Origin of the sequence: Gordonia polyisoprenivorans NBRC 16320 = JCM 10675 (genome assembly GCF_000241325.1) — a bacterium.
Taxonomy (GTDB): domain Bacteria; phylum Actinomycetota; class Actinomycetes; order Mycobacteriales; family Mycobacteriaceae; genus Gordonia; species Gordonia polyisoprenivorans.
The window spans coordinates 139,752-158,203 of the sequence record NZ_BAEI01000054.1 but is presented as its reverse complement, the minus strand read 5'-3'; the positions used below and the strand labels follow the sequence as shown (position 1 = coordinate 158,203).

10 protein-coding genes are annotated in these 18,452 nt (G+C 69.2%); 2 read left to right on the top strand and 8 right to left on the bottom strand.

All coding sequences use genetic code 11. The features are described 5' to 3' along the window. The 4 genes from GOPIP_RS13220 to GOPIP_RS13200 form a co-directional block, all read right to left on the bottom strand. The coding region (locus tag GOPIP_RS13220; RefSeq protein WP_006370185.1) for a type I polyketide synthase at positions 1–3,789 on the bottom strand (3,789 nt) is incomplete at its 3' end. Next, a complete protein-coding gene (locus GOPIP_RS13215; RefSeq protein WP_244421148.1) occupies positions 3,786–9,368 on the bottom strand; it encodes a type I polyketide synthase in 5,583 nt (1,860 codons plus the stop codon). The genes GOPIP_RS13220 and GOPIP_RS13215, both read right to left, overlap by 4 nt. Positions 9,369–9,451: 83 nt before the next feature. Next, positions 9,452–11,212 carry a fatty-acid--AMP ligase gene (locus tag GOPIP_RS13210; RefSeq protein ID WP_006370183.1) on the bottom strand — a complete coding sequence of 587 codons (1,761 nt, stop codon included), beginning with the start codon at positions 11,210–11,212 and terminating at the stop codon, positions 9,452–9,454. A 534-nt stretch (positions 11,213–11,746) separates the two neighbouring features. Next, entirely contained in the window at positions 11,747–12,445 is a 699-nt protein-coding gene (locus GOPIP_RS13200) for a thioesterase II family protein (protein ID WP_006370182.1), read from the bottom strand. A 122-nt stretch (positions 12,446–12,567) separates the two neighbouring features. On the opposite strand from GOPIP_RS13200, the gene GOPIP_RS13195 reads away from it, so the two are divergent. Together GOPIP_RS13195 and cobJ are read left to right on the top strand one after the other, a co-directional pair. After that, positions 12,568–13,191 carry a precorrin-8X methylmutase gene (locus tag GOPIP_RS13195; protein WP_170320202.1) on the top strand — a complete coding sequence of 208 codons (624 nt, stop codon included), beginning with the start codon at positions 12,568–12,570 and terminating at the stop codon, positions 13,189–13,191. A gap of 10 nt (positions 13,192–13,201) precedes the next feature. After that, complete coding sequence (gene cobJ, locus GOPIP_RS13190; RefSeq protein WP_006370180.1) at positions 13,202–14,740, top strand: precorrin-3B C(17)-methyltransferase; 1,539 nt, start codon at positions 13,202–13,204, stop codon at positions 14,738–14,740. Positions 14,741–14,792: 52 nt separating this feature from the next. On the opposite strand, the gene GOPIP_RS13185 is transcribed toward cobJ, so the two are convergent. Genes GOPIP_RS13185 through dprE2 form a run of 4 tightly spaced genes read right to left on the bottom strand, consistent with a single transcriptional unit; the run spans position 14,793 to position 18,400 of the window. Continuing rightward, positions 14,793–15,581 (bottom strand): cobalt-precorrin-6A reductase, encoded by a 789-nt coding sequence (locus GOPIP_RS13185; protein WP_006370179.1) that lies wholly within the window; start codon positions 15,579–15,581, stop codon positions 14,793–14,795. After that, positions 15,550–16,347, bottom strand: a complete 798-nt coding sequence (locus GOPIP_RS13180; protein WP_006370178.1) for a cobalt-precorrin-4/precorrin-4 C(11)-methyltransferase — start codon at positions 16,345–16,347, stop codon at positions 15,550–15,552. The genes GOPIP_RS13185 and GOPIP_RS13180 overlap by 32 nt, the downstream gene beginning before the upstream one ends. Further along, complete coding sequence (locus GOPIP_RS13175) at positions 16,344–17,627, bottom strand: bifunctional cobalt-precorrin-7 (C(5))-methyltransferase/cobalt-precorrin-6B (C(15))-methyltransferase (RefSeq protein ID WP_006370177.1); 1,284 nt, start codon at positions 17,625–17,627, stop codon at positions 16,344–16,346. Before GOPIP_RS13175 ends, GOPIP_RS13180 begins: the two co-directional genes overlap by 4 nt. After that, positions 17,624–18,400: a decaprenylphospho-beta-D-erythro-pentofuranosid-2-ulose 2-reductase gene (gene dprE2, locus GOPIP_RS13170; protein WP_435528936.1), complete on the bottom strand. Its 777-nt coding sequence runs from the start codon at positions 18,398–18,400 to the stop codon at positions 17,624–17,626. The genes GOPIP_RS13175 and dprE2 overlap by 4 nt, the downstream gene beginning before the upstream one ends. Between the last annotated feature and the right edge of the window lie 52 nt (positions 18,401–18,452).

The following is an 18,452-nucleotide window of genomic DNA, read 5'->3' as shown; positions in this document are numbered from 1 at the left end:
GGCGACGAGCGGATCGAGACGTGTGCCCGGAGTGCGCGAGACGGCGACGACGGTGTGCGCCCCGCGGTCGGCGAGGTGAGCGATCAGGTGCGGGCCGATGTGTCCGGTGGCGCCGACGACCAGATGTGTCTGTCCGGTGATCGGTTCTCCCCCGACATCGTCGGACGATCTCACGCCCGCACGCAGTCGCGGGACACGACGTGCGCCGGCCCGGTAGACCACCTGATCCTTGTGATCGTCGGCGCCGATCTCGTCGAGCAGATAGCGTGCGACGACGCCGCCGGGGACCGAGGCGTCGACGTCGAGGACACCGCCCCAGATCTCGGGATGTTCCAGCGCCAAAGTGCGTCCCAGTCCCCACAGGGCGGCGTGCGCGGGGACGGCGTGATCGCCATCGGCCAGCGGTGCGCCGTTGCGGGTGATCAGGTGCAGCCGGGGTCGGGTGCCACTCGACACGGCAGCGCCGACGAGGCGACGCGCCACTGAGAACAACCGATATGCCGGTTGCGCAGAGAACGGATCCGCCTCTGTGGCCGGGGCGAAGATCACACGATCGGCGCCGGAGATGCTCTGGCTCAACGTTTCCGAATCGTCCGTATCGTCGGCGAATGTATCGGGGTCGATCGGGATGATCTGCGAGCCGCCGGGAAGCGTGGCGCGCAGCACGGTGATCGACTCCGTATCGACACCGTCACCGACGATCACCCAGCGCTGCGGGTGCACGAGCGTCGAGGTGCGGGGTGCCGGCATCGTCGGCCAGGCCAGGTGATGCCACCACGATCGGGGGACGCGACCGTCGGCGGGATAGGAAGGTGACCCTGCTCCGGGCCCCGCCGACGCTCCCGGGGATCGGGTGGGTGTGGGCAGCCAGAACGGCGTGTGTCGCCACGGCGTGCGCGGTAGTACCGGATGCGGTTCGGCCGGATGCGGGGTCGACGGAACACCCTGGGCGGCAGCGTGATACGCGCGGTGGAACGAGATGGTGTCGTCACGGTCGCGGTGCAGTGTCGCGACGACCTCGGCGTCCTCGGCCCCCGACTCCTCCAGGCATTCGACGAGCGCCTGGCCGAGGATGGGGTGCGGGCTGATCTCGACGAAGGTCGCATGGTCTTCGGCACCGCGGGCGACCGCCTGTGCCAGCCGTACCGGCATCCGCAGGTTGTCGGCCCAGTAGTCGGCGTCGACCACCGGAGCGGCGGAGTCCGCGGATGCCGGGTGCACGGTGGACAGGAACGGTATCCGAGCGGGCCGCGGAGCCAGGTCGGCCAATGCCGAACGCAGTGGTCCCAGAAGCGGATCCATCAGCGCGGTGTGCGAGGCGACCGTCATGGCGACCCTGCGCGCGAACACGCCGTCGGCGAGGACCTCGGCGAGCACCGCGTCGACGGCCTCGGGTGGACCGGCCACCACCGTCTGCCGCGGTGCGAGGTGACCGGCGATCTCGACGCCCGGATGTGCTGCCAGTCGTGCCGCGACCTCATCGCACGAGAGGCGCAGGACCGCGACACCGCCGGCCGGGGCCGCCGACATCAACCGCGAGCGGATACCGATCACGGCAAGTCCCTCGGCGACGGTGAGCATGCCGGCGACGACCGCGGCGCTCACCTCCCCCATCGATTGCCCGATCACCGCGTCGGGATGCACACCGTGATGTGCCCAGAGCCGGGTGAGCGCCACCTGCAGGCCCATCAGTACCGGTTGCACCTCGGCGTCACCGTGCAGGTCGCGGCGCTCGGCCAGAGCGTTGCGCAGTGAGAATCCGACGTGGTCGAGAAAGTCGGCCTCCATCTCGTCGACGGCGTCGGCGAAGGCGGGTTCGTCGGCGAGCAGAACGGCGGCCATCCCGGCCCACTGGGAGCCCTGGCCCGAGTAGACGAACACGGTACCCGTTGCGCGCGCGGCGTCCTCCCGTGGCGGGGTCACCCCGACGGCAACAGCTCCATCCACCGTGTCGCCACCGGCGAGGGCGCGCAGTCCGGCGATCGTGCCCGCCCGATCGCGGGCGGTGACGGTGGCGGTCACCGGCAACACCGCCCGGTGATGATTGAGGGTGTGGGCGATGTCGGGGACCGGGATCCCGGCACCGTCGGTGGTCATCCAGTCCGCGACTGTCGCGGCGAGATCGACGACCCGCTCGGCGCTGCGGCCCGAGAGGACCAGGGTGCTCACCGCCGGGGCGAGCATGTCGACGGGCGGCGGATCGCGATGCACGACGGGTGCCTGCTCGACGACGATGTGCGCATTGGTGCCACCGAAACCGAAGGACGACACGCCCGCTCGTCGTGGTCGTCCGGTACTCGGCCATGCCCGCTTGGTGTCGACGACCTGCAGCCGCAGTTGGTCGAATGGTATGTGGGGGTTGGGTTCTCGCTGATGCAGAGTGGCCGGGATGGTGCCGCGCGAACACGCCAGGACGGTCTTGATGAAACCTGCGATCCCGGCGGCAGCCTCGAGGTGCCCCAGGTTGGTCTTGACCGCACCGAGTAGCAGAGGCGCGTCGGCAGGGCGCCCACGGCCGAGCACCGTGCCCAGTGCGCGGGCCTCGATCGGGTCACCGAGCAGGGTCCCCGTCCCGTGGGTCTCGACGTAGTCGATCTCGCGCACGCCGATGCCCGCGCGGGTGTACGCGGTGCGCAGCACCTCCATCTGCGCGGCGGGATTGGGGGCGAACAGCCCATTGGAATGGCCGTCCTGGTTCACCGCGGTACCGCGGATGACGGCGAGGATTCGGTCGCCGGCGGTGAGCGCGTCATCGAGACGCTTGAGGATGACCGCCCCCGCTCCCTCACCGCGCACGAAACCGTCGGCGGCGGCGTCGAAGGCATGACACGCGCCGGTCGGCGACAACGCGCCGGACTGATCGAAACCGGCGAACACCGCCGGCGTCAACAGTAGGTTCACCCCGCCCGCGACCGCGACGTCTGCTTCACCGGACCGCAGGCTCTGGGTCGCGAGGTGGATCGCCACCAACGACGACGAACACGCCGTGTCGATCGTCAACGACGGGCCACGCAGATCGAGGACATAGGACAGCCGATTGGCGATGATGCTCAGGGCCGCACCGAGATTGCTCCACGCGTCGATCGTCGGCAGGTCGGTGGACGCGAGATACCCGTATTCGCCGGCGCAGGCGCCGACGAAGACACCGGTCGGCGACCGGCGCAGGGATTCGGGTCGGATCCCGGCATGTTCGAGGGCTTCCCAGACGACCTCGAGCATCAGACGCTGCTGCGGATCCATCTTGGCCGCCTCGCGGGCGGTGATCTCGAAGAAGTCGGCGTCGAAACCCTCGACGTCGTCGAGGAAGGAGCCGTGGCGGGTGGTCGAGGCGAGGGCGTCGACAACCTCGGGACGACCGTCGTCGAAACGGTCCCACCGGCCCCGCGGCACGGTGGTGACGGCATCACCGCCGGCACAGAGAAATTGCCAGTACTCGTCGGGACCGCTGATCCCGCCGGGGAATCGGCATCCGATGCCGACCACCGCGATCGGACCGTCGTCGGCCGATGATCGCCCCGCCGATGCCGACTGCGGTTCGACGTGGTCCCCGAGGCACAGGTGGGCCACCAGCGCGTCGATCGTCGGATGCTCCCAGAACTCGACGGGCGAGACCTGCCTGCCGAGGAACTCGGTGAGTTCACCGGAGATCATCACCGAGTCCCGGGAACCGAGCCCGAGATCGGCCAGCGCCACCGTCGGATCGATGTCGCTTGCCGGGCGATCGACGAGGGCGGCGAGCCGCGTGGTCAGCCAGTCGCGCAGAACGGATTCGAGGTCGTCGGCGCTCATCGGAGACCGTGCTCCGCACCCAGCGGTGACGGCGCGGACTCGGCGTCGGCGAAGAGATCGTCGAGCAGGCCACCGGAATCCTCGGCGGGCAGTTGTGCGGCCGGCTCGTCGTCACCGGCGATCCGGGTGGCGAGGTAGTCGGCCAGCGCATCGATGGTCGGGTGATTCCACAGCATCGTCGCCGACAGTTCGAGACCGGCCAGTTTCTCGGCATCCCGGCGGATCGACATGGCCATCAGCGAATTGAGGCCGAACTCGGCGAAGGGGACGTCGGTGAGCAGGTCGGCCTCCGACATCCGCAGTTCCCGGGCCAGGATCGCTCGCAAGCCGTCGCGCAATCCGGCGAGCAGGTCGGGCCTGGCCATCTGCGACCACGACGGTGTGCCAGTGGTGGCGTCGTCGGCGTTCGGTGCGGGCGGTGGTGGCGGGAGAACGACTGCTTGTGCCACACCGGATTCGGAGATCAGGTCCCAGGCGTGCAGTGCCTCTGCCGGGGTGACGGGCCGGGATCCGCGGCGGGCGAGTTCGGCGGTGACGATGTCGGCGTCGACCGCGAACCCCAGTCCCTGCCAGGCGACCCAGTCGATCGTCAGGGCCGGGGTACCGGTATGGCGGCGCAGGCGCGCGAGCGCGTCGAGGTAGGCGTTGGCCGCGGCGTAGCCGCCCTGGCCCGCAATACCGAAATGCACACCGGCGCTCCCGGTCATCTCGAAGAAGTCCAGGCTGTCGCCGAAGACCTCGTGCAGTATCTGCGCCCCGGCGATCTTGGGTCGCATGACGGTGGTCAGTGCGGTGTCGTCGGTCTCGGTGAGCAGTCTGTTCTCGGTGACCCCGGCCGCGTGCACGACACCACGGATGGGTGCGGCACCCTCATCGTCACGACGGCTGAGGAAGGCCTGCACGGCCGCGCTGTCGGCGACGTCGAGTGCGACGACTGTGACGGTGATGCCGCGACTCTCCAGGTCGCGCACGGTGTTGATGCGGTCGCGGAGGATCGGGTCGAGATCGGCTCGGTCCCAGTCGCGGCGCGCCGGCAGACCGGTGCGGCCGACCAGGATGAGCCGGCGGGCACCGTGATCGACGAGCCGTCCGGCGATCACGCGGCCGAGTGCCCCGAGTCCCCCGGTGACGAGGTAGGCGGCATCCGGGCGGCAGCGCAGCATGACGCCGGCGCGTGGTGCGGGATGCGTTGCCTCGCCGCGGGTCTCGGTGTCGTCGCGGGACTCGGGGGTCTGGAGGGGTTCGAGGCTCGGACGGAGCAGCCGACCGTCGCGCAAGGCGGCGATACCGCCCCACGGCCGACCGAGCCGCTCGGTGATCAGCGGCGCCGCGGTGGCCGGATCGGCACCTGCGGCCAGATCGATCAGTCCGCCCCACGCGTCGGGGTGCTCCTCGGCCATCACCGTGGCCAACCCCCACAGCGCGCTCTGGGGCAGATCGCCGGGCGAGTTCGGTTCGCGCACACCGCGGGTCACGATCCACAGGGTCTGCGAGGTCGCGTTCCGGGCCATCCGTGCGATGACGGCGGTGACCTCCGAGGTCATTCCCGCCGCGGCAGCAGCATGATCGGCAGCCAACTGATCGGGGTCCGCCGCGGTGGTGGGAGCGACGTAGATGACGTGGCGGGCGTCCTCGGCCCGATCGCGGCATGGCACTCCCGCACGCGCGAGTGCCACGGCGAGGGCATGCGCGTCGCCGAGCACAGCCACCGCGTCGCTTTGTGCGATCGTCGTCGGTGAGGCCGTGTCGGTTCCGACGTCCTCGCGCCACACCACGGTGCGGACCAGCGACTGCGGATCGGCTTCCGCCACAGCGGATTCGGCCACACCGGGTTCGGCGTCGACCAGGGTGAACCGCAGGCCGCGGACGAGGAGGGCGTCGTCGGCGTCCTCGGTGGATCCGACTATGTCGACCACGAGGTCGGCATCGTCGGACACCACTCGGCGGATGTCGAGGACGGCGCGGGTGCCGCGCAGGGTTATCGGCAGGAGCACCGAGTCGATCCGGGCGGGAACCATCAGGTCGCGGGTCGAGTCGTCGACGAGTCGGGCGACGTGGGCCGCCGCGTCGAGCATCGCGGCCGGCGAGGGCTCGGGTAACCCGATGTCGGCCAGCATTCGGCCGGTGCTGCGCGCGACGCGTGACACCTCCCAGGCGAAGGGCTGCCCCTGCACGCCCCATTCGGCGAGGAGATCTGCGGTCGAGGAGGTCGGCGTCATCGCCACCAGGTCGGCGGTGTCGATCGGCCGGGAACCGTTGTCGGGGTGGGGGCTTGGGCGCCGGCCCGGCAGGGTCGACGATGTCGGTCGCGCGGTGACGTGGCGGACCCACCGCGAGGTGTCGTCGTCGGTGATCGCCGAGGACGAGATGGACACCGAGTCGGCGTCGGCGACGACGTGGATGCGTCGCGGCCGGTCCACCGCGATCGGATGGCGCAAGCCGATGTCGGTCAGCGCGTCGGCACCGAGGTGGGCCGCGGCGGCGCCGAGGGTGGCCACGAGCACCGAGACGGGGACCACCTCGAGTCCGTGCAGCAGGTGATGTCCCGGGTACGGCAGGGCCTCGGGGGTGAGGTCGGCGCGCCAGAGGTGGGTGATGTCACCGACCGCGATGTGCTCGCCGAGCAGGGTGCCCGGTCGTGGGGTGAAGCCGGCGCTCGCCGCACGCGACCGGGAGGAGCGGGCGCGGGTGGCGAACCAGTGCCGGGAGTGATGCCACGGTGTCGTCGGCAGTTGCGGATGCGGACTGGACGGATCCGGTGCCGGGATGTGGCGGCGATCGGTGCGTGCGATGTTCAGATGGGTGTGAAAGGTTGTGACCTCGTCTGCATCACGCAGGAGTGTGGGTACGGCGTGATGATGGATGTCGGAAAGGGTCTCGTCGATCGCGTGGGTCAGTAACGGGTGCGGGCTGACCTCCACGAACACTCCGTGGTCGGCGCCCGCCCGGGCCACCGCCGACGCGAACCGGACGGGATTGCGCAGATTCGCACACCAGTAGTCGGCGTCGAAGGTGGGTTCTCCGGTGTCGAGCGTGGTGCTGAGCAGCGGCAGGTGGGGACGCCGGGGGCTCAGATCGGCCAGTGCCGCACGCAGATCGGGCAGCACGGGATCGATGATCGGGTGGTGGGAGGCGACGTCGACCTCGACCCGCCGGGCGAGACGATCCTGCGCCGCCACCCGATCGACGACGGCATCCACCTGTTCCGGGGCGCCGGCGATGACGCATTGCCTCGGTGAGGCCAGCACCGCGACGGTCACGCCGGGAAAGCCCGCGACGAGTTCGTGGGCGGAAGGGGCGTCGAGTTCGATGAGCGCCATGGCGCCTTGTCCGGCGAGCCGCCGCATGAGGCGCGACCGTGTGGCGATGACCTTCAGGCCGTCGGCCACGCTGAGCGCGCCGGCGACGACGGCCGCTGCCACCTCACCCATCGAGTGGCCGATGACGGCGTCGGGGACGATGCCGTGGGCGCGCCACAGTCGCGTCAGGGTGAGCTGGAGGCCGGTGAGGACCGGCTGGATGTGGTCGATCCCGGTGACCGGGGCACCGGAGCGGACGACCTCGATGAGCGAGAATCCGACCTGCTCGACGAAGTCCGGTTCGATCTCCTCGAGCGCGTCGGCGAAGGCCGGGTCATGGGCCAGCAGACCACGCGCCATCCCGACCCACTGCGATCCCTGGCCGGAGTAGACGAACACCGTCCCGGGGCGACACGGCTGCTCGTGGGCGGCGACGACACCGGGTGCGCTCACCCCGTCGGCGAGCGCCCGCAACCCGATGATCGCCGCGGCATGGTCGGTCGCGACGACGGTCGCGAAGGCGCGTGCGCGATCACGGTGGTGATCGAGACCATCGACGACCTCGGCGAGCGGCACCGAGACACCGTCTCCGTCGAGCCAGTCGGCGAGAGCGCCGGCCGTGGTCGCGATGCGCTCGCGAGATCTACCTGCCACCACCAGGGTCGCGATCGGGGACTTCGGTGATCGGCCGGTGCTGTCCATGCTCCCGGCCGCCGGTCCGGTGAGGGCTTCGGGCTCCGGCGCCTGCTCGAGGACGAGATGGGCGTTGGTACCGCCGAAACCGAAGGCCGACACCCCGCCGCGACGGGGCCTGCCCGTCGTGGGCCACGGTGTCGTTTCGGCCACCACCTTCAGGCGCAGGTTGTCGAAGTCGATGTGTGGATTCGGTTCTGAGAAGCCCGGAGTCGCCGGGAGGCAACCCTTCTCGAGGGCCAAGGCGACCTTCAGGAAACCAGCGATGCCGGCCGCGGCCTCGAGGTGACCGAGATTCGATTTCACCGCGCCGATCAACAGCGGGTCGTCGGCGGGGCGTCCCCGACCGGCGACCGCGCCGAGGGCCCGCGCCTCGATGGGATCTCCGAGCAGGGTGCCGGTGCCGTGTGCCTCGACGTAATCCACCTCGCGCGGCCCGATGCCCGCGGAGATGTAGGCGGCCCGCAGCACGGCCATCTGCGCCGACGGATTGGGCGCCATCAGCCCGTTGGAATGACCGTCGGAGTTGATGGCACTCCCCCGCACCACCGCGAGGACGTGGTCGCCGTCGCGGCGGGCGTCGGCAAGACGTTTGAGTACCACGACGCCGCATCCCTCGGAGCGGACGTAGCCGTCGGCGGCGGCGTCGAACGAGTGGCACCGCCCGCTCGGCGACATGGCGTCGTTGCGGTCGAAGCTGCGCGTGATCGCCGGGGAGAGCATGACATTGACACCTGCGGCGAGCGCCGTCGACGACTCACCCGAGCGCAGACTCGCCACCGCGAGGTGGATCGCGACCAGCGACGACGAACATGCGGTGTCGACGGTGATCGACGGACCACGCAGATCGTAGTGATAGGACACGCGGTTGGCGATGACCGACAGCGCGCCGCCGGTCCCCGACCAGTTGTCGACCTCGGCGAGGTCGGCGGTGGCCAGGAAGCCGTACTCCCCAGCGCAAGCGCCGACGAACACCCCGGTCTGGCTGTGCCGCAACGATTCCGCAGGGATTCCGGCGTTCTCCAGCGCCTCGTGCGAGACCTCCAGCAGCAGCCGCTGCTGGGGGTCCATCTTGTCGGCCTCGCTGGGCGAGATGTCGAAGAACTCGGCGTCGAAGGCATCGATGTCGTTGAGGAATCCGCCCCAGGTGGTGGTGCGCGCCAGCGCCGCGTCGGTCTCGGCGGTGCCGTCGGCGAACGACTCCCATCGTTGCGGATCGACGTGGCCGATCGCATCGCCCTCGGCGAGCAGGAAATCCCAATACTGTTGCGGGCCAAGTATGCCGCCGGGGAACCGACAGCCCACCCCGACGACGGCGATCAGATCATCGGTGTCGGTGACGGGGCGCGCGTCGGTGTCGGGGTTCCGGGCTGCCGGCGCCGAATCGGTGGCCGCCGACCCGGTGTCTCGGCCGAGCGCGAAGCGTGCCAGCGCTGCGACGCTCGGGTGCTCCCAGAGATCGACCGGCGACACCGGCCGGCCGAGGTATTCGGCGAGTTCGCCGGCGAGGACCACCGCGTCGCGGGACCCCACGCCGAGATCGTGGAACGGGGTGTCGACGTCGACCCCGTCGGGGTCGCAGCCCATCAGGACGAGCCGGTCGACGAGCCAGTCACGCAGTTGCCGTTCGGCACGATCGTCCTCGCCCCGATCGGCGCGATCCCCTGACGTCACCGGTGGCCGTCCAGGCGGGCGAATCCGCCGGTCCGATAGGTCTCGCCGGCGGCGGCGCGCCGGGTCTTGCCGCTGGTGGTGATCGGAATCGAGCCGGGCGCGACGAAGACCACGTCGGCCGCGCGCACGCCGTGTCGACCGGAGATCGTCGCCACCACCACCGCCCGCAACTCGTCGAGGTCGACCGGCTCTCCGCGATCCTTCACCTCGGCGATCACGACGAGTTCCTCGGCGTGCTCACCGGGTACCGACACCGCCGCCACGCGGCCCCGGGTCAGCTCGGTGACCGTGCCCTCGATGTCGTCGGGATAGTGATTGCGGCCGTCGATGATGAGCAGATCCTTGATGCGACCGGTGATGAACAGCTCGCCCTCGGACACGACCCCGAGATCGCCGGTGCGCAACCATGGTCCGGCCGGGGTGTCCGAACGCGGATTCTCGATCCAGCCGCCGAACGTCGCCTCGGTGCGTTCGGGATTGCACCAGTACCCCGCGGGCACGTTCTCGCCGTGCACCCAGATCTCGCCGACGCGGTCGGCGGGGTTCTCCTCACGGGTATCGGGGTCGACGATGCGGTAGGTCACCGAACGCTGGGGTCCGTGACTCATCAACACCGCGCCGTCCTGCCCTTCGCCGCACCGCAGCGCGTAGCCCTTCGCCAGCTTCTCGAAGTCGAACCGCACGCCCACAGCCGGAGTACCCGGAACGAGCGCGGAGACATACAGCGTCGCCTCGGCCAATCCGTACGCGGGCCGGACGATGTTCTCCGGCAGACCATCCGGGGTGAATCGGTCGACGAATCGGCGCACCGTGGCATCGTGGACGCGCTCGGCTCCGCACATGAATCCGGTCACCTGGGAGAGGTCCAGACCGGCCAGGTCGTCGGCGGAGGTCCGGCGGGCGGCGAGCTCGTAGGCGAAGTTCGGCGCAGAGGTGAACGACTTGGGATGACCGGCCATCACCTGAATCCAGCGGGATGGTTTCTGCAGGAACGCCATCGGACTGATGTCGACGGTGTGCAGACCCGCCATCACGCCACCGCAGATCCCCAGGAGCAATCCCATGTCGTGGTAAAACGGCAGCCACGACACGAGCGTCGAGTCACGATCGGGCCAGCCGCCGTGATGGGCGAACATGTCGGAGATGAGCTGGTCGAGGTTGATGACCACGTTCTTGTGCGAAACCATCACGCCCCGAGGCGAACTCGTCGACCCCGAGGTGTACTGCAGTACGGCGGTTCGGTCCCGGCCGACCTGGCTGCCGGCGGCGGCGACAGGTGTGTGGTAGTCGAGGGCGTCGATTTCGACGACCGCAGGCGTCACACCGGGCACGCTCTGCGTGTAGGGCAGGATCTCGTCGATGACGGTCGTGGTCGCGAAGACGACCGCCGGCGTGCAGTCGGCCAGAGCCGAACTGATGCGCTCGTCGTGGTGGGCTCCGAACATCGGAACCGACAGCGGCACAACGATGAAACCAGCCTCGAGCGCTCCGAGGAACGCGACGATGTAGTCGAGGCTCTGCGGACTCAGGATCGCCGCCCGGTCCCCGGGCGCGCCGTGCCGACCGAGTTCGGCGGCGACGACGCGTACGCGGTCGTACAGCTCGGCCCACGTGAGCGTTTCGGAGAAGCCGGCCGGATCGACGTCGTAGTCGATGAAGGTGAATGCTGCGGCATCGGGCTGGTCAGCTGCGCGAGCGCGCAGAATCCCAGGGATGGTGTCCTGCAGCGAGGGTCGTGCTCTCCCTCGACTGTTCACTGCTGTCCGTCACTTTCCCCCCGACGGCGAAATGTGTGTCTGTATGCGCGATGTGGCGGCCAACAACCACCGCAGGGTGCATCGCAACGATGTCTGTCGAGCCTCCCCTCCCAAGGAGGCGTTTCGAGTGAGCACGTGCGTCGATTCGACGGTTATCACGACGCGTGAGGTGTTCACGCTGTCGCGATCGTCGTTCAATCACAGCAACTCTCTCGTGAGCCGACGATACATGCACTGACTGTGAAGAACGGTGTCCGAGGGCGTCCCACACGACTTTACTGCCAGGTGTCACAGTGGGATTGAGGGAAACTCCGCCGAATCCGACTTCACCGGTCCGATTCATGCCTTTGCACCGAATTTACGTCGAGAATTCACCGAATCCGCGAAATTCACGGAAAGTCGACAGCGTTTTTCCAGGAATGAATTGGCGTTGTTTCTGAATTCAAACAGCCCCGAAATTCGGTGAGGAATGTCGATGTGAATTCGTGGCGGAACGACGGGCGCGGGTCACCCGGGTCGTGCCCGGGGTCGGCGTCAGTCCTTGGTGGCGGACAGGCGGCGCTCGATGTCGGCTGCCACGTCGGCGAGGTGCTCGGACAGATAGAAGTGGTGGCCGGGGAACTCACGCATGGTGAATTCGGCCGAGGTCCGTTGCTCCCACGGAGCAACCTTCTCCGCGGTGGCGACCTCGTCGTTGTCGGCGTGATACGCGTGAATGGGACACGCCAGCGTCACCTCCGGCGGGCATTCGTAGGCCGTGATCGCCTTGAATCCGCGCAGGGTCGGCAGAATCCGTGACGAGAAGGCCTCGTCCTGCAGCATCGCGGGGTCGAGTCCGGTCATCGCCGAGACCGCGTCGAGCAGTCCACGATCGGACTCCGGGATGTATTCGTACCCACTGCGGCCGGGTGCGGCGCATGCGGAGACGAACAGCGCCTCGATCTGCACCCCGCGCTGTTCGAGGCGGCGGGCGGTCTCGAAGGCGACCAAGGCCCCCATGGAGTGGCCGAAGAACGCCACGCGCGTGTCCGGGCCGAAGGCCGGCAGTTTGCTCAGCACGGTGTCGGCGAGGGCGTCGATACCGGTGAAGGCGGCCAGGTCTTGGCTTCCGTTCTTTCCCGGGTACTGGACCGCCACCCGTCCGATATCGGTGGTGAAGGTCCGTGCGAAGGGCACGTAGAAGGCCGCGGAGCCGCCGGCGTGCGGGAAGATGTACAGCGTAGGCGCGGTCACGCCGCATACGATAGCGCCTCACAGGGCACGCGGGTCCGCGACGATCACCGCCGGCCGGACCGAGTTGGCGCACCGAGCAGATGATCGGTCCCGACGGCGCTGCCGATAGGCTGACGGACATCATGACCGAGTACCTGCGTGATGGCGCCTCCATCTATCGTCGATCGTTCGCGATCATCCGTGCCGAGTCCGACCTGTCCGCGTTCGCTCCCGACGTGGCCGGTGTCGTCGTGCGGATGATCCATGCCTGCGGACAGACCGATCTCACACGCGACGTGGTGGCCACCGAGGGCGTGGTGCGCGCCGCACGGAATGCCCTGACCGACGGCGCGCCGATTCTCTGTGATGCCACGATGGTCGCGAGCGGGATCACACGGCGTCGTCTTCCCGCGGACAACGAGATCCGATGCCATCTCCACGATCCCGCGGTGCCGGAGTTGGCCGAACGCATGGGTACCACCAGAACCGCTGCGGCACTGGAACTCTGGAAACCGGTCCTCGACGGCGCCGTCGTCGCGATCGGAAACGCCCCGACCGCACTGTTCGCGTTGTTGGAGATGATCGACGCCGGGGCGCCGCGGCCGGCGGCGATCGTCGGTGCGCCCGTCGGCTTCGTCGGGGCCGCCGAATCGTGCGCCGAGCTGGCCGCCCGCGCCGACCTCGAGTTCATCACGGTCACCGGCCGCCGGGGCGGGTCCGCGATCACCGCTGCCGCCATCAACGCACTGGCCAGCCCGGAGGAATGAGGCGTCGACCATGGGTTCAGAACAATCGGTGTCATCACAATCGATGTCGTCGCGGCGCCTCGGCAAACTGTGGGGAGTCGGACTGGGACCCGGTGACAGCGAACTGATGACGGTCAAGGCCGCTCGGGTGATCGGTTCGGCCGAGGTCGTGGCCTATCACTGCGCACGCCACGGGCGCAGTATCGCCCGCGGTGTCGCCGAGCCGTATCTGCGTCCGGGGCAGATCGAGGAGAGGTTGATGTACCCGGTGACCACCGAAGCCGCCGACCATCCGGGCGGCTATCGTGGTGCGCTCGACGACTTCTACACCGACAGCGCCGAACTCCTTGCCTCTCACCTGCGTGCGGGCCGCGACGTGGCCCTGCTCGCAGAGGGCGACCCGCTGTTCTTCAGCTCCTACATGCACATGCACAAGCGCCTGGCCGCCGAGTTCCCGACCGAGATCATCCCGGGCGTGACATCGGTGAGTGCGGCGTCGGCGGCAATCGAGGTCCCGCTGGTGGAGGCCGAGGAGACGCTGACCGTCGTTCCAGGCACCCTGCCGGTGCCCCGAATGCGTGAATTGTTCGCGCACGCCGATGCTTTCGCGGTCATCAAACTCGGCCGGACCTTCACCGGGGTGTGCGAGGCGCTGCGCGCGGCAGGCCGGCTCGACGAGGCGTGGTACGTCGAACGCGCATCCACCACCGCACAGAAGGTGGCCCCGGTCGCCGAGGTCGACCCCGCGCAGGTGCCGTACTTCTCGATGGTGGTGGTGCCGGGTCGCTTGAACAACCCGCGCGCAGGCGCCCCCGACCCGCCGCGGGCGGAGGTGGTGGTCGTCGGCCTCGGGCCGGGCGCCGACGATTGGACCACCCCGCAGGTGGAGCGGGAACTGGCGGCAGCCACCGATCTGGTCGGCTACAAGACCTATCTGGCACGTGTGTCGCCGCGGCCGGGACAGCGCATCCACGCCAGCGACAACCGCGTCGAGGCCGAACGTGCCGAGTTCGCACTGGATCTCGCGGCCCGAGGCGCCCGAGTCGTGGTGGTGTCCTCCGGCGACCCGGGAGTGTTCGCGATGGCCTCCGCAGTGTCCGAGGTGGCCGCCGAACCCCGGTGGGCCGATGTGCCCGTGCGGGTCGTCCCCGGCATGACCGCGGCCAACGCGGTTGCAGCGGCGGTCGGCGCGCCACTCGGCCACGACTTCGCGGTGATCTCACTATCGGATCGGCTCAAACCATGGGAGGTGATCGCCGATCGGATCCGCCGCGCGGTGACCGCCGATCTGGTGATCGCCATCTACAACCCGGGGTCGCGCAGTCGAACCTGGCAGGTGTCGGCACTGAAAGACATCCTGACCGAATCGGTTTCGGCAGATCGGGTGCTCGTCCTCGGACGCGACGTCGGCGGCGACGAGCAGTCGCTGACGGTGACGACCGTCGGCGACTTCGATCCGGCTGTCGTCGACATGCGCACGCTGATCATCATCGGGTCGTCGGCGACCCGGGTGGTGCGACGTGGCGGTGGTGATCTCGTCTACACCCCCCGCAGTCACCCGGGTCACTGAGCGCTGGTGGCACGCCGGGCACTCGGCGCACCCGGTGGCGAACCGGCCGATGTCATCCGTCGGTGAGCGTCCGGACCCATGCGGCCGCGGAGACAACGTCGCCGACGGCGGTGACACCCAGCGGTTCGGCTGGTCTTTCGACCATGATCACCCGGACCCCCAGTTCGGCGGCGGCGTCGAGTTTCGGGCGGGTCAACGCTCCGCCGCTGTTCTTGGTCACCAGCGTGTCGATCCGATTCTCCTGCAGCAGTTTCCGTTCGGCGTCGAGGTGATACGGACCGCGGGACCGCAGGATCGCGTGATGGGCCGGGAGCCGGCCGGTCGGCGGGTCGACCACCCGGATCAGGAACCATGCGCCGGTGACCCCGGCGAAGGCGTCGGCGTCCTGGCGACCGGTGGTGAGCAGGATGCGACCGTCGTGACCGCTGACCGCCACGGCGGCGGCGCCGATGTCGGGCACCTGCGTCCAATGGTCACCCGCGCGTGCGACCCACGGTTCACGTCGAAGTCGCAGCAACGGTGTGTCGGTCACGGCACACGCCGTGACGGCGTGCGCGGTGATCGTGGCGGCGAACGGGTGGGTCGCGTCGACCACGGCGCGAACGTGGTTGTCCTGCAACCACCTCGACAACCCGTCGACGCCGCCGAAACCACCGATGCGGACCGCGCCGACGGGCAGGCGGGGTCGGGCGACCCGCCCGGCGAGCGAACTCACGATCTCGATACCGTCGTGGTGCAGGTCTGCCGCGAGGTCCCGGGCCTCCGCCGTACCGCCGAGAATCAGCACGCAGTCGCGGCCCGGCGGTCGGCTACCGGTCATCGGGTTGTCCCCGATACCCATGGGAGTCGTTGCGCAACTTGGTGATCCGAGCGTGGGAGTACAGGTAACTCTCGAGCCGGTCGGGATGATCGGCGGCATCGAGAACACGTCCGACGAAGATCACCGCGGTGCGGGTGATCCCCGCGTCGGCCAGTGCGGTGGCGAGGTCGGAGAGCCGACTGCGAATGATCACCTGATCTGATCGAGAAGCGAAAGCAACTGTGGCAGTAGGGCAATCGCTGCCGTAGACGGGGCTCAGCGTCTCCACGATCTGCGGCGCGCGATGGGCGGCGAGATGCAGCGCGAGTGTCACGCCCGCCGCGGCGAGTTCGGTGAGATCTTCGCCGGGCGGCATGTCGGTCGACAGCGTCGACACGCGGGTGACCAGCAGGCTCTGGCCGATCCCGGGAACGGTCAACTCGTTCTGCAGCGCCGACGCCGCGGCGGCGAAGGCCGGAACGCCGGGCACCCATTCGACATCGATACCCTCGGCGCGGACCCGCGCGACCTGTTCGGCCACGGCCGAGTAGAGCGAGAGATCCCCCGAGTGCAATCGGGCCACATCGTGGCCGGCGCGATGCGCATCGACGATGTGGGAAATGATCTGCTCCAGCGGCATTCGTGCGGTGTCGATGATCGTGGCGTCGTCCGGACACATCGCGAGGATTTCCGCGGGCACCAGCGATCCGGCCACCAGGGCGGTTCGGCAACGACCGAGGATTCGGGCGCCGCGCACGGTGATGAGGTCGGCGGCGCCCGGCCCTGCGCCGATCAGGAACAGGGTCACGACGTCACCGTCCCGTCGGTCGCCTTGGTGCCCGCCCAGCTGACGATCGGCAGTGCCGGGCGCCAGGTGAGGTACCCGCCGAGTGGTGCCGCGGTCTCCACCGCGACCCGACGTAGGGTCGATTCGGTGGCGTCGCTGCGCATCCGATGCCAGTCGGCGAGGATCGCCTGTGTCTCGATCGTCACCGCGTTGGCGACGAGCCGCCCGCCCGGCCGCAGCGCCGCCCACGCGGTGTCGAGCACCACCGGTGAGAGGCCGCCGCCGATGAATACCGCATCGGGAATGGGGGCGTGTACCAACGCATCCGGTACGGCACCACCAATCGTCACCCGTCCCGACACACCGTGCCGGTGGGTGTTGGTACGGAGTCGTTCTGCCCGTGCCGTGTCGCGTTCGAAGGCGATCACCACACCGCCTGGTTGCGCGCGCAACCATTCGATCGCCACGCTGCCGGAGCCGGAACCGATGTCCCACAACGTTTGTCGGTAGGACGGTGCCAACGCGCACACGGTGAGGGCGCGGATGACGGACTTGGTGATCTGTCCGTCGTGCTCGAATGCGCTCTCGTCGCGACCCGGCAGTGTCGAACACCGTGGGCCGATGCAGTCGACGGCGATGATGTTCAGTGGGTCGACGACGGTGGCTGGATCCCAGCTGTCGGCACGTGCGCTGGTCACCCGCTCGCGAGGCCCGGCCAGCTGCTCCAACACGGTGAACGGCGAAGCGCCGAAGCCGTGGGCCACGAGAAGGTCGGCGATGCGGACGGGGGTGGTGGCGTCGCGTGCGAGTATCAGCACGCGCCGGGCGTCGGTGATCTCGGTGAGCACGATCTCCGGGTCGGCTGTGACCGCACTGACGACCGCGACGTCCGCGAGATCCCACCCGAGGCGGGCGCACGCCAGCGAGGCACTCGAGACCGTCGGGATCACCTGCACGCGGTGTCCCCCGACCGCAGCCACGATGGTGGCGCCGAGTCCGTGGAACATCGGATCCCCGCTGGCCAGGAGATGGATGCGGGTACGGCCGGGACCGCCGTACCGCGTGAGCTCGGCGGACGACCCGGTGAGGACGGCATGGAGATGCTCCGACATCGGCGAACGCCAGGCAACGGTCGTGACGCCGAGATCGGGCAGCAGAGCCAGTTGTCGGGCCGAACCGAGGATCATCTGTGCGGAGGTGAGTTCGGACCGCGCGATCGGCGACAGACCGTCCCAGCCGTCGGCACCGATGCCGACGACGACGAAGGTCGAGTCGTCCTGAGCGGGAACGGAATCACTCATCGGGGCAGTCGCCGCCAGATCGCTCTCGGCAGCAGTCGCATTCCGACGAACAGCGGACGCAGGAGGGCCGGTATCCACACCTCGGATCGTCGCTTGCGGTAGGCACGTGCCACCGCGTCGGCGACCTCGTCGGCCGTCACCGACAGCGGTGCGGGTCGGGTGCCCTGCGCCATCAACTCCGCCGTCATGTTGCCGATGACGAAGCCCGGCCGGGCCAACAACAGCCGAACACCACTGCCGTGCAAGGCATCCGCAAGACCGCTGGCGAAGCCGTCGAGGCCGGCCTTGGTGGAGCCGTACACGTAGTTGGCGCGGCGCACCCGAATCCCGGCGACCGAGGAGAAGACGATGATGGTCCCGCTGCGCTCGGCGCGCATGGCCGTCGCGAGCGGGGTAAGCACACTGATCTGGGCGAGATAGTCGGTGTGCGCGATCTGCAGGGCGTGGGCCACATCGGTTTCGGCGCGCGCCTGATCGCCGAGGATGCCGAACGCCACGATCGCGATCCCGATCGGGCCGTGCTCGCGGGTGAGGGTGTCGATCAACGCGGGGTGGGTCGCGGTGTCGTCGGCGTCGAAGGCCACGGCGACGACGTCGGTCGCTCCCGCCGCGAGCAGGGTCTGCCGTTGGGGTTCGAGATCGTCGGGGCGGCGGGCGGCGAGCACGACGATCCGGCCGGCACACAGCCGCTCGGCCAACGCCACACCGATCTCGCTGCGCCCGCCGAAGACGACCACGGTCCCGCGATCGGGCTCCACACCCTCGTCTGCCACGGGATGCAGTATCGCATCGCGCGGGCGCCCGCGAGGTGCCGGGCATCCGGCG